This is a genomic window from Brevibacillus sp. 1238 (genome assembly GCF_029892995.1).
GTDB classification, from domain to species: Bacteria; Bacillota; Bacilli; order Brevibacillales; family Brevibacillaceae; genus Brevibacillus; species Brevibacillus parabrevis.
This window is the reverse complement of sequence record NZ_JARXWC010000003.1, coordinates 595166-611849: the sequence shown is the minus strand read 5'-3', so window position 1 is coordinate 611849 and position 16684 is coordinate 595166. Positions and strand designations below refer to the sequence as shown.

Annotated in this window: 18 protein-coding genes; 3 read left to right on the top strand and 15 right to left on the bottom strand. The window is 53.3% G+C overall.

All coding sequences use genetic code 11. From position 1 onward, the window contains the following. Positions 1–147 precede the first annotated feature (147 nt). Together M2298_RS10635 and M2298_RS10630 are read left to right on the top strand one after the other, a co-directional pair. On the top strand, positions 148–1350 hold the full coding sequence (locus tag M2298_RS10635) for a sensor histidine kinase (RefSeq protein ID WP_122965432.1): 1203 nt from the start codon (positions 148–150) through the stop codon (positions 1348–1350). After that, on the top strand, positions 1347–2024 hold the full coding sequence (locus M2298_RS10630; protein ID WP_280648493.1) for a response regulator: 678 nt from the start codon (positions 1347–1349) through the stop codon (positions 2022–2024). Before M2298_RS10635 ends, M2298_RS10630 begins: the two co-directional genes overlap by 4 nt. A gap of 9 nt (positions 2025–2033) precedes the next feature. On the opposite strand, the gene M2298_RS10625 is transcribed toward M2298_RS10630, so the two are convergent. From M2298_RS10625 to M2298_RS10555, 15 genes are all read right to left on the bottom strand, one after another. Continuing rightward, positions 2034–2534 (bottom strand): hypothetical protein, encoded by a 501-nt coding sequence (locus tag M2298_RS10625; protein ID WP_280648506.1) that lies wholly within the window; start codon positions 2532–2534, stop codon positions 2034–2036. A gap of 258 nt (positions 2535–2792) precedes the next feature. Then, positions 2793–4154, bottom strand: coding sequence for a two-component system sensor histidine kinase NtrB (locus M2298_RS10620; protein WP_233454133.1), 1362 nt, complete (start codon positions 4152–4154; stop codon positions 2793–2795). Between the two features lie 492 nt (positions 4155–4646). Next, entirely contained in the window at positions 4647–4937 is a 291-nt protein-coding gene (locus M2298_RS10615; protein ID WP_280648492.1) for an antibiotic biosynthesis monooxygenase family protein, read from the bottom strand. Between the two features lie 80 nt (positions 4938–5017). Further along, the gene (locus tag M2298_RS10610; protein WP_122965427.1) at positions 5018–5926 is read right to left on the bottom strand and encodes a hypothetical protein; all 909 of its coding nucleotides are present in this window, start codon (positions 5924–5926) and stop codon (positions 5018–5020) included. An 89-nt stretch (positions 5927–6015) separates the two neighbouring features. After that, complete coding sequence (gene thiE / locus M2298_RS10605) at positions 6016–6678, bottom strand: thiamine phosphate synthase (RefSeq protein WP_122965426.1); 663 nt, start codon at positions 6676–6678, stop codon at positions 6016–6018. After that, entirely contained in the window at positions 6675–7304 is a 630-nt protein-coding gene (locus M2298_RS10600; RefSeq protein WP_280648491.1) for a thiamine phosphate synthase, read from the bottom strand. Before M2298_RS10600 ends, thiE begins: the two co-directional genes overlap by 4 nt. Continuing rightward, positions 7294–7650, bottom strand: coding sequence for a hypothetical protein (locus M2298_RS10595; RefSeq protein ID WP_063230933.1), 357 nt, complete (start codon positions 7648–7650; stop codon positions 7294–7296). Before M2298_RS10595 ends, M2298_RS10600 begins: the two co-directional genes overlap by 11 nt. Positions 7651–7813: 163 nt before the next feature. Next, positions 7814–7945 (bottom strand): hypothetical protein, encoded by a 132-nt coding sequence (locus M2298_RS10590; protein WP_255679059.1) that lies wholly within the window; start codon positions 7943–7945, stop codon positions 7814–7816. 55 nt (positions 7946–8000) lie between these two features. After that, positions 8001–8417, bottom strand: a complete 417-nt coding sequence (locus tag M2298_RS10585) for a DUF3054 domain-containing protein (protein ID WP_122965424.1) — start codon at positions 8415–8417, stop codon at positions 8001–8003. A 93-nt stretch (positions 8418–8510) separates the two neighbouring features. Then, complete coding sequence (locus tag M2298_RS10580; protein WP_217021225.1) at positions 8511–9101, bottom strand: GNAT family N-acetyltransferase; 591 nt, start codon at positions 9099–9101, stop codon at positions 8511–8513. A gap of 123 nt (positions 9102–9224) precedes the next feature. Further along, the gene (locus M2298_RS10575; RefSeq protein WP_217021227.1) at positions 9225–10751 is read right to left on the bottom strand and encodes a tripartite tricarboxylate transporter permease; all 1527 of its coding nucleotides are present in this window, start codon (positions 10749–10751) and stop codon (positions 9225–9227) included. A 13-nt stretch (positions 10752–10764) separates the two neighbouring features. Next, positions 10765–11229: a tripartite tricarboxylate transporter TctB family protein gene (locus tag M2298_RS10570; protein WP_122965421.1), complete on the bottom strand. Its 465-nt coding sequence runs from the start codon at positions 11227–11229 to the stop codon at positions 10765–10767. 33 nt (positions 11230–11262) lie between these two features. Then, entirely contained in the window at positions 11263–12300 is a 1038-nt protein-coding gene (locus M2298_RS10565; RefSeq protein WP_173596577.1) for a Bug family tripartite tricarboxylate transporter substrate binding protein, read from the bottom strand. Positions 12301–12436: 136 nt separating this feature from the next. Beyond that, positions 12437–13138, bottom strand: a complete 702-nt coding sequence (locus tag M2298_RS10560) for a response regulator (protein WP_122965419.1) — start codon at positions 13136–13138, stop codon at positions 12437–12439. Then, the gene (locus M2298_RS10555; RefSeq protein ID WP_217021229.1) at positions 13135–14745 is read right to left on the bottom strand and encodes an ATP-binding protein; all 1611 of its coding nucleotides are present in this window, start codon (positions 14743–14745) and stop codon (positions 13135–13137) included. The genes M2298_RS10560 and M2298_RS10555 overlap by 4 nt, the downstream gene beginning before the upstream one ends. A gap of 114 nt (positions 14746–14859) precedes the next feature. On the opposite strand from M2298_RS10555, the gene M2298_RS10550 reads away from it, so the two are divergent. Continuing rightward, complete coding sequence (locus tag M2298_RS10550) at positions 14860–16623, top strand: UbiD family decarboxylase (RefSeq protein WP_063228545.1); 1764 nt, start codon at positions 14860–14862, stop codon at positions 16621–16623. Positions 16624–16684 lie beyond the last annotated feature (61 nt).

The following is a 16684-nucleotide window of genomic DNA, read 5'->3' as shown; positions in this document are numbered from 1 at the left end:
GCAAGATTTATTCTACCTTTCGTCATGGGTAGTGAAGTCTATCAGCAGGTTGATTTCCAGGTGGACGGCGTCTATCTGGAGATAGACGACACCCCATGCTAGAATGAAAGTAAATGATCATCCGGCCAGAGAAAGAAGGACATCTGTTTGCTGAAACTGAGTATAAAAGCAGTTCAAAAACGTTTGCTGATCATCTGGTTCTCCATTTTGATTGTGCTTGCCTTGTTGCCTGACTCGTTCATGCGCGAGACTCCCTTACAGTTTTCACTTACGATTGTACTATTCTTTTGTTACATTGTGGTCTTCTGGATTTCAAAAAGGAACTGGAAGCCGTACCAATTTGAGCTAGTGACGATCATGCTCGGCATCATGTCTTTGCTAAAAGGCATTGTTGCCGGGGGAGAAAGCTTCGGATTGATGCTACCGCTTGCGGTGTTTATCGGCTTTTACATTGAGGGACGGCGTGCGCTGGCTTACGCGACTTTTTTTGGCGCGTGCACCACGTTGTTTTTGTATTTTGACGGCATCCTTAAATTCCCGCATATCATTCCGTTTATCCTCACGTACATCGGCTGCTATATCGGTGCGCGCGGATACCGGATTCAAAACGAAGCGTACAAAACCAATCAGTCCCATCTGGAAGAGCTGCAAAAGGCCCATACGGAGTTGCAGGAAGCCCACTCCCAGCTGCAAGAAGCCGCTCTGCATTCTTTGCAGGTAGCCGTTCTGGAAGAAAGAACGCGGATTGCCCGGGATATTCACGACGCTTTGGGTCACAGTCTGACCTCGCTGATCGTCCAGTTGCACGCCTTGAAATACATGCTGCAAGACGGCCCGGAGCACGCGCAGGAAGCGGTGCGCAACATGCTCGGTGTAGCCAAACAAAGCCTGGACGAAATCCGCACCTCCGTGCATACGCTCGCCATGGATAAAACGTCGCTCGGACTGACTCCGCTGCGCGCGTTGCTGTCCCAGGCCCAAAAACATACCGGGATCAAAATGGAGCTGCTTTCCGCCGATCTGGACATTCCGCTCTCCCAGGAGCTGACGATCACGTTTTACCGAATTTTACAGGAAGCAATTACGAATACATTGCGCCACTCCAACGCGAAGGAAATTTTGGTTATGATTGAACAACGGGGCAATTCGCTGTTTTTCTCGATTCAGGACGATGGCAACATTACGCCCGAGGATCATATCCAGCCTGGATTTGGACTGACGGGAATCGCCGAGCGGATTAAACAGTTGAACGGCAGCCTGTCTTACTTCGCAAAAGAACCGCATGGATTCAGACTCGATGTCACATTGCCAATCGAGCATTTGGAAAAAGAAGGGAGCATGCGAACATGACCGATTCAACCAAAAATATTCGTGTGGTCCTCGTAGATGATCAAACTATGATTCGCCAAGGGCTGGGGTACGTGATCCAGATGCAGCCGGATATGCAGGTAGTCGGGGAAGCTTCGGACGGGGAAGAAGCCGTGGAGCTGGTGGGGAAAATCACGCCGGATGTCGTGCTGATGGACGTCCAGATGCCGAAAAAATCAGGGATCGAAGCAACCCGAGAGATCATGCGCATGCATCCCGCCATCAAAGTGTTGATTTTGACTACTTTTGACAATCACAATTACGTCGTGGAAGGAATCCGCGCTGGCGCCGTCGGCTATATGCTCAAAGACGCCGATTCGCAGGAGATGCTCGATCTGATCCGCAGAGCCTCCCAGGGGGAAGCTCTCTTCCATACGGTAACAGCCGCCAAGGCGCTCGCCGAAGCATTGAAGGCTCAGCCAAGCGTCGCGGACGTGACCGTTGCCCCCTCGGCTTTGCTCGACGAGTTGACAGACCGCGAGCTTGATGTCCTCCAGCAAATCGCCTACGGGTATCGCAATGACCAGATCGCCCAAAACTTGTTTATATCGGAAGGCACAGTAAAAACACACGTCCACCGCATTTTACAAAAAATGGGTGTGGAAGATCGAACACAGGCAGTCGCCAAGGCTCTGCGGCTCAAAATTGTAAAATAACGGAAATTTTCAGACAGAGACATGCAGGGCGATGCGAGTGCCGTCGTCCTGCAAAGTCCACAGCGCCATCCCCTCTTCCAAACGAGCGATAGCCATGGCCTCTTGGACGGCAACCACGGCTTTTTCCAGATCGATCACGCGGCAGCAAACAGCAAGCTTGCCCTCGCTGTCATCTCCTCCATCGCAATGCCCATTTCCGGTTTTGCCGAGACATTCATCCAGCAACTGTTCAATGAAATAGCGCATCTCCACATCTGATTCCGACAGATGCGGGAAGCAAACGATCAGCTTTTGCAAGTCTTCTTCCGCAAGCTCGACGTAGCCCTTCTCCTTCATTTCTTCCGCCCAGACTTTCAGGACGTGCTTCGGCTTTCCCTCGATTTGTTCAGCCACAATTGCGTAATGGTCGCCGATTTCTCCCACATGACCGTAATGTACCGAATACAAACGGTCTGTTTCGTCATACCATACTTCCCAGTAGCTCCACCTCTTTTCGTTTTTCAGCAGCATGCGGATCACTTGATGTTCACTCCGTTCCGTCTTTTTGTAAATTATTCCACTGAACGACACGGTTTGACAACAACTCGACAAAAAATTGATTCGAAAGACTTGCAACCTTTTCAAAACAAAGGACTACATGACCAGTTTGAAAACTAAAAAAGCGATTTCTCTCCGTCTTTTGACGCAAGGAAAGGCCGCTTCGACCCAGCCCTGTTTTCGCGCATGCAAAAAAGACGGATGAATCATCCGTCTTTTGCTCGTGTCTGCTTATGTTCTCGCTGCAACAGATAGCGGCAGGCGAATTTCAAAACGTGCTCCATTCAATCGCGGCGAGTTCTCCGCAAAAATCTCGCCTCCGTGATCGGCAATGATTCGCTGTGTCGTGGACAAGCCGAGCCCCGTTCCCTCTTGTTTGGTCGTGTAAAACGGCACGAACAAATTTTCCAGACAAGCAGGACTAAGACCTGGTCCGTTGTCCTCCACGACGATGACGACTTGGCTGATCGAGGCGTACACGGTGACGCGCACAACGCTGCCTTGTGTCAGCAAAGCTTCAAACGCATTTTTCATGATATTCAGGATGGCCTGCTTGATCCGGGAACGATAGCCAAAAACGTACCATTCACCGGGTGTAATATCCAGCTCCAGTTTGATGCCTCTGCGATTGGCTTCTGGCTCCAGTAAACGAATGACCCCATAAAGCTCGTCCAGCACAAGAAAGCGCTCGGAAACAATTTTGTCATCCCTGTACCGGGCCAAAACCAGCACGTCATTCAACAAACCGTCAATGCGCTCGATCTCCGTCAAGATGACGGAAAAATACGACTCGCTGCGCGCAGAATTTCCTTGCTCGCGCAACAGTTGAATAAAGCCTTTGATCGAAGTGAGCGGATTGCGGATCTCGTGCGCCATCCCGGCAGCCAATTGCCCGACCGCCGCCAGTGCTTCCCGCTTGTTCAGCTCTTCTTCGTATCGTTTGTTCTCCGTGATGTTGCGAAGCACAGCGATAGCGCCCCACATTTCGCCCATGTAAAAAATCGGACTGGTGCTGACTGTCGTCCACTTCGAGTTGTACTCTGCCATGTAATGGCCCGACTGACCGCGCTCTACGACCCATTGCACAAAGCGCTCGCTCTCATGCGGCAAAAATGCTTCATCGATGTTTTTTCCAATAATTTGCTCGCGCTTGACGCCAAACAGGTGGCACAGCGCATGGTTTGCCTCAATGATTTTCAGGCTGCGGTCAATCATCAAGACAGCGATATCGCTCGAATGCAAAACCAGTTGTACCAGTTCTTGCTCGGCAAGGACGGCAAACTGTTCCCCTTGCGCCTTTTCCACAGATGTTCCGGTATTTTCTCGTTGTTTTTCTTCATTGTAGATGCTTACCACTTGTGCGATCAACTGATCCATCGCCTGATAAAAAGCGAATTGTTCCCGCAAAAGCTCCAGCTGCTCGGCTTCGCTCGAAACGAATGTGGCAGCATCATAGTTCATCTGCTCCATGATGCTGTCCCGGCATACTCGGATGCACTGTACCAGGGTGGCAACATTCAATCCGTGCAGGAAGCACTTGTAAGCCATTTCGTTAACTTCTTGTTCCAAAGCCGTAGAATCGTTTGATTTCACGGCTTCCGCCCAACGAATAAGCAGTTGGACTAGCAAAGCCTCAGTTTGTGCGCGGTCTCCCAGAAGCGAAGCAGAGTGGTCGTGTTTATCAGAAAGAAAGGAAAACGTTTTGGCCACCGCAGCAGGGGCCAAATGAGTAAGATACTTACTTATTCGATTTTTCAAAACGCTCTGACTCCTTTTCTTCTTGCTTCATTGAGGCCATCGTTCAAGTATGTATAATAGTGATTCTATTATGGACACAAAACCGACATGATGTAAAGCAAAGTGTCACGCAAAACAGATAGATTCTCGCGATGCGCTCCGCCATCCTGGCACCCGGGTTTGCTTGGATGAGCGGTTGCTCATTTTCACAGCAGATGAAACCGCTTTCCTATCTCCTTCTATCATATCACGATCAAGCATGAGTTTGGTAAAAAAACCTTTATTGTTCAATCATTACGAAAAAAAGCATTTGTCCAGCAAAGACAAATGCTTCTTTTTGCCTACATTCTAGGAGTTAGCTTTCACATGGTAGTTGCGCAAGTCCGATTTTACCGGACTGTTTTGGTTTGTCCCAGAATGGGCCCGCTTGAAGGCTTCGCTTTGCGTCCAGCTTTGGAATGATTCCTCGTCTGTCCATTTGGTGAAGACGATATACTCATCTCCTTCTGTTGGAGCCAGGAAAAGAAATTCAAGGAAACCGGGAACCTCTTTCATCCGTTCGCCACCGCCGCCAAACGCCCGTTCGAGGTGGGATTGGTAGTCAGCAGGAACTTTCAGCCTGTTCATCGATACGTACATACTTGTCCACGTCCTTTTCTAAATGGGTTACCCTTCCATTATACAACGTCCTTGCCAAAAACCAAAAAACCGCAGACGCTTCAGTCACGCCTGCGATTGATTTGTTGTTCCAGCATAATGTCCATCAGCAATGTGTCCTGCAAAGGGTCTTTTGGATCGACGGTCAAAAGGGCTGCCACTGCCGCCATGGCGCAGCGCACGGATTGGTATGAGTAAAAAGCATCGCGTTCGGTTTCACTAAACAAAGACAAGTCGGATCGCTCCTGAACCGGGTACGGAAAGTCCGTCTCCACACCTGCCCGATCCAGTACGATCAGCGCCTGCTTGATGGCGAGCAACGCTGCGCTGACGCTTAGTCCATACTCCTTGCGCAAGTCATCCCATACTTGAAAAGCGGACTTTTCCACTCTCTCCTGATTCGGTCGCGAGATGATCCCTGATTTGCGCCCTTCCTTCAATAGCCAGTCGACAAAGATGTCGTGCCGCGGTGGAAACGCATACACTTGCAGCTTCATTTCCAACTCGGTCGGAAAATCTTTGGCAAAGCGCGCGTGAGCCAATGACATTTCGTATCGTCTGGAAGGATGGCCAGGCACTGTGACAAAAACCGTATCCTGACGAACGGCAGCAATCTGCAGCTTCGTTCTGGCTGGAATCCTGGCTTGGGGCGCTTTTTCCCTGCGAATGTTGCCCGGAATCAACTCCGTTCCGAACTGGTGATACTCCAGGGGAGAATCAATCCACGGAATCGGTTCGCGGGTTTGAATTTCGTACAGCCCGTTAAACGTGACCCACTCGCCCGGACGCCGCTGACTGCGAATCAGGACAGCATGGACTTCTTTTTCCGGCGGCACATCGGCATCCTGATCGTCTGGCGGTGGCTGGAGCCGTTTATGTTCAATCAGGATGCAATCGTTCATGTACAGTCGTTCAAGCAACTCCCTCTTGCTGACCCATTCGTATCCGATCCGGTAAATCCGATTTTTCATCGGTTCCACCTCCTTCTGGTCGCCAGTATCGGGTTCCTTCTTGAATGAGTAATGTTACCCTACCATATGTATTCGTCTCTTTGTCCGTGCTAGATCGATCGTACAATCCGCAGCAAGTCTTCCGCAGCCTGCTTCGGCGATTCGGCTCTGCTGATCGCACTGATCACGGCAACGCCATCTGCCCCGGCCTGGCATACTTGCTTCGCGTTTTCGAGAGTGATGCCCCCGATCCCGACAATCGGCAGCTCAGCGCCAACAGCCTCGCGGATTTCCCGCAGTCCTGCCGGCCCGATCGGCTCCCCGGCATCTGCCTTCGAAGAAGTGGCAAACATCGCTCCCACTCCGATGCAGTCCGCTCCGCCGTTTTTCGCCGCAATCGCTTCCTCTACCGTGCCTGCCGATATCCCGATGTACATCGCTTCGCCGACCATGGCTCTCACCTCGGCCAAGTGCATGTCATCCTGTCCGACGTGGATACCGTCTGCTTGCAAGCGAACGGCCAAGTCTACATCGTCGTTGACGAAGAACAACGTCTGATGCTCGCGGCACAGCTCCTGGAGCTGCCGTCCGAGTTCGCAGCGTTCTTCGGAAGTCAGCTTGCTGCCTTTGTCACGAAGCTGCAACGTGCCCACTCCGCCTGCAAGCGCCTCGCGAACGATCTCCACCGTTTTCTCGCGCGAAAAGCCGCAATCTTGTGTGCCGATGACAAAGTAGACGCCCATTTTGTCTCGAAGTGTTTGCCTGTCTCTCATCTCGCATTCCCCTCCCAGCGATCCAACGCCTCCCGATAGGCCAAAGCAGCCAGCTTCGCATCTGTGGCATTGGTAATTCCTGATAGTACAGCAACTCCAGCGCAGCCTGCTGCAAGCACCTCGCCTGTGCGCTCTGGCGTAATCCCGCCAAGCCCAATGACCGGGATCGTCCACGCTGCGGTTATTTTCGCCAGCTCGAACGTTCCTCTCGGCGCGAGGTTTGGCTTGGAAGCGCTTGGATAAATATGTCCATACAAAAGATAGTCTGCCCCTGCTTCCGCCGCCTGTTCCGCTTCCTCGTAGGAATGGACAGAGCGTCCCACCTTTTGTTCCGGTTGCAAAACTCGCCGGGCATCGCCGACCGAAAGACTGTGATAAGCCAGATGAGCGCCAGCACAGCCTGACGCGGCACTTACATCGACCCGATCATTGACGACAAGCGCAGAGAGCGGGACGACATTCGCCAGCGCCCGAACCCAGTCCATGCATTCTTTGGCTGTCCGCTGCTTTTCGCGAATATGCAGGAAATCCATCCCTCCCGCATAGGCAGCCTCGGCCATTCGCATGACGCTTTCCAGCGACTGTTTGCCGCTTGTGATGACGTGAAGCTGCTTTCTAGTGCGCATCCGCTTTGGCACCGCCCCCGGACAAAGCCGTCAAGCATTCCTGAAGCCATTGCGTCGTCTTTGCGTCATTGCCGGCAGGTGCCGAAGCGAGCAACTCCACGATAAGTCTTCTCAAAAAAAAGGCTTGCTGCACCGTCAGTGGAAAGGTGATCGTTTTTGGCTTTATCTCTTGCTTTTCCAGCGTCTCCACTCCGGCCAAAAGCATATCTCCGATCGACTCTACCAGCTCGCGAACCTGTTCGTTTTTGCTCAGTTCGTCGTAGCATCCGTCGTACAGTCGACACAAAATGAAAAATGCCTGTGACGACAAGGTCACCGGCTGTACGTCATGCATCGGTTCCGTCATACGGTTTTCCCCTCCACTCGCTTGAAAAACAAGACCTATTATAACACATCTTGCTGCTTGTCGAACGATTTGCCCAGACTGACTCTGTCAGTTTCTAGCCATTATGCTGGCGCCTGTATTTCCCGAAAAAAGGCTGCGTGCCCATGAAAAAACCGCTGAATGCTCAGCGGTCTTTGGCAGTACCTTCATTCCGATCGTTGTGCTGGGATTGGCGCAGGTTCGTGTTTTGATCGTTATGATCCAACGTTTTTCCGCGATTTTTGCCCAGGTCCTTGCTGTTGTTGTTCTTGCCCAAATGATTCACCTCCTGCTGTCATCACAGGATAGCGTAACCAATTTGGGACGGTTTATTAGTGAATAGTCTGATGTCTCGTCTTTTTCCACAGGAGATGGACGATGGCAAAAGGAAGACGCCAGCCTAAGAGAAACGCCAAAGTCACAAAGTACGCGACGGCAGCAAAAATCAGGGTGATCGGCACGCCCGTCCACCAGGCGCGGATCAAAAGGCCAATCGGTGCCGCGAGCGTCCACGTGAACAGCATCGTGAGCAGTTGCCGCCACCAAGATGAATAGACCCGCTCCCCATACGTGCGAAACACAAACATGGCGACGATCCAACCGATTAAAAATGGCGCCAATGTCTCGCCTATTCCCCAAATCGTGACAGGCAGATTATGAGCCAGCTTCCCATAGTAAGCAAACAGCAAAAAGGCGACAAGATCCCCGACAAGCAACACGTAGCCAGTCGGCAAGATGCGGAGTCTCATGTATACCCTCTTTTCTAAACGCATGTGGAGTTTTCTCCAATGTTCACCCCTATTGTACACAGGAGAATCTGCGCCTACAATCGCTACGCCCTTTTATTCACCAAACAGCAACAATTCCAGCCGTTCCTTCACTCCCGGCCATTCGCTGTCGATGATGCTGAAGTACACCGAGTCGCGGAACAAGCCGTCCCGTCTGATCATGTGATTGCGAAGCACGCCTTCCCGGATGCCGCCGATGCGCGCAATAGCCCGCTGTGAGTTGACATTGCGCGCATCGGTTTTCAGTTGGACGCGAATACATCCCAGTTGCTCGAAGCAGTGCCGCAGCAAGAGCCACTTGCACTCCGTGTTGACGCCCGTTTTCCAGACGCTGGGGGTCAACCAGGTGAAGCCGATTTCCAGCCCGCGATCTTTTGCCGAAATCGCCAAAAATCTCGTGCTGCCAATAACGGTGCCGTCGGCGCGATTGCGGATGGCAAAAGGCAGCTCCGTTCCGGTTTCTTCCATTTTCAACGCGTTCGCGATAAAAGCCTCTGCGTCCGCCAGCGTTCGAATCTCGACAGACATATTGCTCCAGATTTCCGGAAAGTCTCCGGCTGCGAAAATTCCCTCCGCATGCTCGGGACGCAACGGTTCCAGTCTTACGAGTTTTCCTTCGAGTGTAACGGGTTCGATCGTCAACATCATCGTCCCTCCTCTGCTGTTCTGCTTGCTTGCCCAAACAGAACAGCTTCGCTAAATTTTTCCTATGATAAGGGGAGAGGCAATACCTGTCAAGGTTGAATCCGTGAAAATCGGCCCTGCGCTTTACGCTTCTTCATTAATCACAACGGTTTTTCCCCGCCGCTTCATGACGAGCGGCACGACCAGCCAGGCGAGGGCACATACAAGAAAGAGCGCGGAGAGTGGTTTGGTGTAAAAAATCGTGAAATCCCCGTTGGAAGTCGTCAAGGCACGGCGCATATTGTTCTCGATCATCGGGCCGAGTACAAGACCGAGCACGAGCGGAGCGAGCGGGAAGTCGTTTTTGTTCAGAAAATATCCAGCCAGACCGCACAGGACGAGCAAGATAAGGTCAAACGTGCTGATCTGTACCGCGTACACCCCGAACACCGAGATGGCGATAATCATCGGGAGCAAAAAGTGCGGTGGTGTCTCGATAATTTTGGCAAAAATCTTGACCAGCGGCATGTTCAGCACGAGCAGCATCAAATTTCCGATAAACATGCTGGCGATCAGACTCCAGGCGATTTGCGGGTGGTCGCTGAACAAAAGCGGCCCTGGCTGCACATTGTACATGAGCAAAGCGCCCATCAAGATCGCGGTTGTCCCGGACCCCGGGATGCCTAATGTCAAAAGCGGGATCATCGCTCCGCCTGACGCGGCGTTGTTGGCGGACTCGGGAGCAGCCACTCCGGCAATCTCGCCTTTTCCGAAGCGCTCCGGGTGCTTGCTCCACTTTTTCTCCAAAATGTAGGAAAAAAACGAGGCCAGCGTAGCGCCTGCACCAGGCAGGACGCCGATGAAAAATCCGAGCAAGGAGCCGCGAACAATCGGAGCAGCACTCTCCTTGAGATCCTGCTTGCTGGGCAGAATCCGCCCGACTTTGATGATTTCCTGCGCAGATTGATCCCTTTCCAAAATCGTTTTGAACACTTCTCCGAGCGCGAACAATCCGACCGCTATCGTCAAAAACTCCAGCCCTTGGTACAGATCGGGAATATCGTACGTAAACCTCGCCACTCCCGACACGTTGTCGATCCCGATCGTTGCCAGCAAAAGGCCAAGCACGGTCATCATCAGCGCCTTGGTCATCGACTTGCCTCCGAGTCCGCTTACCGCGCACAGTCCGAGCAGCATAAGCGAAAAATACTCCGCCGGGCCGAACTGCAACGCCATATCAGAAAGCGGATCGGCCAAAAACACAAGCGCGATCAGCGCAACGATGCCTGCTACAAACGAACCGATGGCGGCAATCGACAGGGCCGCCCCGGCTCGCCCCTGCCTTGCCAGCTGATACCCGTCCAGCGTCGTGACAACCGAAGACGATTCACCGGGCGTGTTCAGCAAAATCGATGTCGTCGATCCTCCGTACATCGCCCCGTAGTACACACCTGAAAGCAAAATCAGAGCGCTCGCCGCCGCCATCTCGGGGGGCAAGCCCGCCGTAAGCGACGCCGTCACTGGCATCAGCAAAGCCACGCCGCTCATCGGGCCAATCCCCGGCAGCACGCCTACAGCCGTCCCGATCAGCACCCCGATAAACGCATAAATCAAATTTTGCCATTGGAATGCAATGAGAAATCCATCTGCCAAATAGTGCAGAGCGCTCACTATATGTCCCTCCTTAGACGCTCAACCAGGCAGGCAGCCCCGGCAGCGTCCCTTTCAACAGTTGCACGTACACCACGTATACTCCGACGGAAAACGCCAGGGAGACGACAAGCGATTTCAGCTGACTTTTGCTGCCCATGACCAAAAATGTTGCATAAAGGAACAAAGCCGTAGCGATCACATATCCGATCATTTCCAGAAGCAGCACGTACAACAACGTCGCGGCCAGTATCGTGAAAAAGCGCTTGTACATTAGTCCCGCTTCCGCTTTGGAGTCAGAACGGTACTTCGACTGGAAAGTTTCCCAAAACAGGCGCAGGCTGAGCACGACAAGCAGTAGGCCCAAGCCGAGCGGGAACAGATTCGGGCCAACCTGGCTGCCGTATGCGCTCGTGGAGATATACTGGCTCTGTGTGATAAAAAAAGCGCCGATCAGGGCAAATGCGATACTGCCGTAGCGGTCAAACCTCAGATTCATGACAACCTCCTTCTTCCCCCAGCAGCCATCTGCTTATTTCGCCATGCCGAGCGACGTCAGCAGCTCTTTTACTTGCCCATCCTGCTCTTCCAGGAAGGTGGCAAAAGCAGCGGCATCCTTGTATTCGCTCTCCCAGCCGTTTGCAGCCAGCTCCTTTTTCCACGCTTCACTCTCTGACAGTTCTTTCAGCTTGCTGTCCCAGTACGCCTTGGCATCTGCTGGCATGTTTGGCGGGCCGAACACCCCTCGCCAAATCGTGAAGACGGCGTCGATTCCTTGCTCTTTCAATGTGGGAACGTCTTTTAACTCTCCGCCCATCCGCTCTGTTGAAGTAACGCCGAGCACCCGTACTTTGCCCGCCTTCACGTATTCTCCGACGCCGGACGCGTCTGTCGCAATCATGTCCGCATTCCCGCCGAGGAGCGCTGCAATCGCTTCTCCGCCGCCATCGTAGGAGACGTATTTGACGATTTTCGGGTCAATTCCGTACTTGGCAGCGGGCAAGACGCTTACGAGATGATCCATCGATCCGGGCGCTGAACCGCCAGCCAGTGTCATTTTCGCAGGGTCTTTTTTCAGCTCTTCCAAAAAGCTTTTCATATCCTGGTGCGGCGAGTCAGCCCGGACGACCAGAGCGCCGAAATCTTTCGTCATTTGCGCCAGCGGGGTCACATCCTGGAAGCCAAACGGACTGTTTCCCTCTTTTTTGTTGTGGTTGATGAGGATCGGGGGCGAGCTGACGAACAGCTTGTAGGCGTTGCCTTTGTCCTTGCTGACGTACTCGGCCATAAATACGGTTCCGCCGCCGCCAGGCTTGTTCTCGACCGTAATCGCTTCGGTCACCAGCTTGCTCTCGTTCAACACTTTGCCGAGTGAGCGGGCTGTTTTGTCCCAGCCGCCTCCTGCACCAGAGGGAGCGACAAACACGATCGGTTTTTCCGGATAGGCAGATGCAGCAGGTGTCGGCTGGGAGCCTTGCGTGGACGTGCCGCTTCCTGCACCGCCACATGCTGCCAGAGCCAATGTGATGAACGCCGACAAAGTGATGATCACGCTTCTCTTCTTTTTCAAACAAAAATCCCCCTTCAGCCCGTTGTTTTTGTAAGCGCTGTCACGCTTGCCATTAACGTATCATGCGGGATTCGGGGGGAATAGTTTTCGTGCATAAGTTATATTTTGAAAATTAGCAACTTTTTGTTCATATTGTTCACGCCTGCTCGGGCAAAAAACGGTACTTCCGCTCTGGCCTGCCGACACTTCCGTAGATCAAATCAGCCCTGGCCTGCTTCTCCTGCACCAAATGCTCCAAATACCGTCTGGCAGTCGTGCGGCTCGTGCCGATTTCGCGGCCGATTTCTTCTGCCGAGACGCCTTTGTCTCCGGTTTGCCTGATCGCCTCCATGACTTTTTCCAGCGTCAAAAGGTCGATTCCTTTTGGCATGGCTGACTCCCGCCCTTTGGGGCTGAGGGAACGTCTGGTCATGATTTGGTCGATGACGTCCTGGTCTACCTCTTTTGCCTCTCGCGTCCGCAGCAAATGGGCGCGATAACTCTCCAGCCGCTCCCGGAAGCGCTCAAAGACGAGCGGCTTGACAATGTAATCAAAAACTCCGCCACGCAGCGCCTCCTGAACCATCTCCATCTCTTTGGCTGCCGTAATCATGATGATATCTGCATCCCGATAGTGCTGGCGGATGTACCAGACCAGCTCGGTTCCCAGCATGTCAGGCAAATAGACGTCCAAAAGCACCAGGTCAGGCCGCGTGCAGGCGAGCAGCTCTTTGGCATCACTGCCATTGGTCGCCGTAGCGATGACTTCAAAGCCATCCAGTTTGCTGACGAATCTTTTGTTAATGTCGATAATGCGCAAATCGTCCTCGACGATCAGCACTTCCAGCTTTTGCTTCACTGTCCTTCCTCCTTTCTCTTTGGCAGCGACACCGTAAACAGCGCCCCGCCCCAATCACTTTTTCCCACGAGAATATAGCCGCCCATCTCTTCGATCATGCCGCGCACTTTTGCCAGACCAAGCCCGCGCTCCTCCCCTGCTTTCGTGGAAAAGCCGTAGGCAAAAATCGCATCGCGCAGCTCATCCGGCACACCTGGCCCGGAATCGGCGATTTCAAACAACAGCTCTTCCCCCGTATCTGCCAAGTAAATGTCCACGCGCTTTTGCTGGACGCCCGCTTCATTGACGGCTTCGAGCGCGTTTTGCATCAGATTGCCGAGCAGCACGATCACTTGCTGGCGGTTGATATGCGGCGGCAGCTCTTTTACCTCGCTGTCCTGATCGATGACAAACTGGATTTTCAGCTCCTTCGCGCGGTTGTGCATGCCGAGCAACAGAGCGCCGATCATCGGATCAGGGATTCGCCGGGCGACAAAAAGGATCAGCTCTTCCTGCGCAGAAGTCTCGCTCGTGATCAGTTCGATGGCCTCCTGTACGGAGCCGAGCTGCAACAGTCCGGAAATCGTATACAGCAAATTGTGAAACTCGTGGGTCTGTGCGCGCAGCACATCGGCATAGCGTCTGACTTGGGACAACTCCGATGTCAGCTTGTCGATTTCCGACTTGGGCCGAAAGCTGCTGACGACCCCGACGACTTTGCCGCCAAGCTTGATCGGGAGACGGTTGACGATGATTTCCTTGCCGCTGGTAATCGTTTCGCGGTCAAGCTGCTGCTCGCCCGTCTTCAATACATCGGGCATGCGGCTGTCCGGCAGCACGTCCCAAATTTGCTTGTGGTGGATGTCTTCCTCCGGCAAATCCAGAATGCGGATCGCCGCCTTGTTCATCATCGTGATCCGATTGTTCCGGTCAATCGCCACGATCCCCTCCCTGACAGATTCGAGCACGGCATTGCGTTCCACGTACAGCGCCGCAATCTCCTCCGGCTCCAGCCCTAACGTCAGCCTTTTCAAATAGCGGCTGAGCCAGATCGCAAAAGCAATTCCGCAGACGAGTGCGATGAGCGTGAGCAAAAGCACTTGCAACTGATAGTCGCCAATCGCTTCCTCGATATCCTCCAGCAAAAAGCCGACAGACACAATCCCGACCACGGCGCCATCGTCGTCGCGAATCGGCACTTTTCCGCGCAAGGACGGCCCCATGCTGCCAATCGCCTTGGAAATATACGATTGCCCATGCGCAAGTCCCGGCTCATTGTCGCCGCCCACCATCGATTTGCCAATGCGATCCGGGAGCGGATGCGCATAGCGAATGCCTTCCCGGTTGCCTACGACGACAAATTCCGCGCCTGTCTGCATCCGGACGTTTTCCGCAATCGGCTGAATCAGCGCGGACGGGGAGGCAGTGTCAAAAGCTCTGCGCAACTCGGGATCGTTGGCGACGATCTTCGCTACGCTCAGCGCCTTCTTCCCGATTTGGTCCTCAATCGAGGAAGCGACCATCGAAGAAAACACAGCGCCAACTGACGAAATAATCAAAATAATACCGACAGTCACGAGCAAAATCATTCTCGTTTGCAAAGACATCGCTTTTCGGGCAGTCGTCACAAATCGCTCACCTCTTGGTTCATCTTACCATTCCAAGCCGATAAAAAGGTAGCTTCATCGCCTGCGTTCGTGTACAGTTAAAAGGGAATTACGGGGATGTGGAGGTATCTAGAGATGCACGCGAACCTTCGTTCGTTCATAGAACAATTGCGCCGCGCCGGACAAGTCGTCGAGATCGACGCACCAGTCGATCCGAATCTGGAGCTGGCCGAGATTCATCGCAGAGTTATTGAAGAAGGCGGGCCTGTCCTGCTTTTCACGAATGTCAAAGGAAAATCGTTTCCCGTGGTCACGAACTTGTTCGGGACTGTAGAGCGGGTCGATATGGCTTTTGGGCCAAAGCCCGAGGCTGTCGTCCGCGAACTGGTGCACGGGATGGACAAGCTTTTGCCGCCGAAGCTCTCCGGTTTGTGGGATCTGCGCGCTCCGCTGCTGGAAGTGATGCGCACCGGAACCAAAACCGTATCGGCTTCCCAAGCGCCTGTGACCCAAATCGCGACGACAGATGTCGATATGACCAAACTGCCTGCGCTGACGAGCTGGCATCTGGATGGCGGACCATTCGTCACGCTTCCGCTCGTGTACACGGAGCACCCTGATACGAAAGATCACAATCTGGGGATGTACCGCATCCAGATTTACGACAAAAACACGACAGGGATGCACTGGCAAATTCAAAAAGGCGGCGGCTTCCATTACCATGAAGCTGAAAAAAGAAACCAGGCTTTGCCTGTTACCCTTACAATCGGCGGCCCTCCTGCCCTGATTGTTTCCGCGATCGCGCCGTTGCCTGAAATGGTGCCTGAGCTGGTTTTCGCCTCGCTGTTGATGGGGGACAAGCTGAAAATGGCTGAAGTGCCGAATCATCCGCACCGGATCGTCGCTGAGGCCGAATTTGTGTTTGCCGGGGAAGTGCCGCCGCACGTTAGACGTCCTGAGGGCCCTTTTGGCGATCACTTTGGGTATTATTCGTGGGAGCACGATTTCCCTGTCTTCAACGTGAAACAAATGTGGCACCGCAAAGACGCCATCTATCCGGCGACTGTCGTAGGAAAGCCGCGCCAGGAAGACTACTACATCGGGGAATACTTGCAGCGTCTGCTGTCGCCGCTTTTCCCGGTCGTCATGCCAGGTGTAAAAGCGCTCTGGACGTACGGCGAGACGGGTTTCCACGCTCTGGCCGGAGCCATCGTGCGCGAAAGCTACTATAAAGAAGCGATGGCCCACGCTTTCCGCATCATGGGAGAAGGGCAACTGACGCTGACCAAGTTTTTGATGGTCACAGATGTGCCGTGTGACCTGGGCAACTTCAAGCATTTTCTGGAGATCATTCTGGCGCGCTTCCAGCCGGAACGCGACCTGCTCATCGTCAACGATACGTCGAACGATACGCTCGACTACACCGGACGCAAGCTGAATCATGGCTCCAAAGGAATCATGCTCGGCATCGGCGATCCTGTCCGCGAGCTTCCCCGGGAGTACAAAGGACACGGCATCCCGGGCATTTCCGATATTCGCGCTTTCTGTCCCGGATGTCTCGTGATCTCCGGACCGAGCTTCACCGACCGGCCGGAGCTGGGTGAAGAACTGACGGCCTATCTCAATGAAAATCTCGCGGACTGGCCGATGATCTGCATCGTGGATGACGCGGCGATCGCCGAGAAGCAAAGCAGCTTCCTCTGGACCGTCTTTACCCGCTTCGATCCGGCACACGATCTGTACGCGAAATCGACGATTGTTCGCAACAAGATTCGTTATGAAGGGCCACTGGTCGTCGACGCGCGGATGAAGCCATTCTATCCGGATGAAGTCGAGACGCTACCCGAAATTTCGGCACTGGTCGACAAACGTTGGAATGAATATTTCCCAAAAGCATAACGCTCGTACTTGCTGCTCGCCTGGAACATTTCCGTTCCAGGCGTTCTTTTTTCCCCGGCAA

What these genes read in the sequence shown, in the direction of transcription:
- M2298_RS10630 (WP_280648493.1), top strand. Translation starts at nt 1,347, where the DNA reads ATGACCGATTCAACCAAAAATATTCGTGTGGTCCTCGTAGATGATCAA.
- M2298_RS10625 (WP_280648506.1), bottom strand. Translation starts at nt 2,534, where the DNA reads ATGCTGCTGAAAAACGAAAAGAGGTGGAGCTACTGGGAAGTATGGTAT.
- M2298_RS10615 (WP_280648492.1), bottom strand. Translation starts at nt 4,937, where the DNA reads ATGTACGTATCGATGAACAGGCTGAAAGTTCCTGCTGACTACCAATCC.
- M2298_RS10610 (WP_122965427.1), bottom strand. Translation starts at nt 5,926, where the DNA reads ATGAAAAATCGGATTTACCGGATCGGATACGAATGGGTCAGCAAGAGG.
- thiE (WP_122965426.1), bottom strand. Translation starts at nt 6,678, where the DNA reads ATGAGAGACAGGCAAACACTTCGAGACAAAATGGGCGTCTACTTTGTC.
- M2298_RS10600 (WP_280648491.1), bottom strand. Translation starts at nt 7,304, where the DNA reads ATGCGCACTAGAAAGCAGCTTCACGTCATCACAAGCGGCAAACAGTCG.
- M2298_RS10595 (WP_063230933.1), bottom strand. Translation starts at nt 7,650, where the DNA reads ATGACGGAACCGATGCATGACGTACAGCCGGTGACCTTGTCGTCACAG.
- M2298_RS10585 (WP_122965424.1), bottom strand. Translation starts at nt 8,417, where the DNA reads ATGAGACTCCGCATCTTGCCGACTGGCTACGTGTTGCTTGTCGGGGAT.
- M2298_RS10580 (WP_217021225.1), bottom strand. Translation starts at nt 9,101, where the DNA reads ATGTTGACGATCGAACCCGTTACACTCGAAGGAAAACTCGTAAGACTG.
- M2298_RS10570 (WP_122965421.1), bottom strand. Translation starts at nt 11,229, where the DNA reads ATGAATCTGAGGTTTGACCGCTACGGCAGTATCGCATTTGCCCTGATC.
- M2298_RS10550 (WP_063228545.1), top strand. Translation starts at nt 14,860, where the DNA reads ATGCACGCGAACCTTCGTTCGTTCATAGAACAATTGCGCCGCGCCGGA.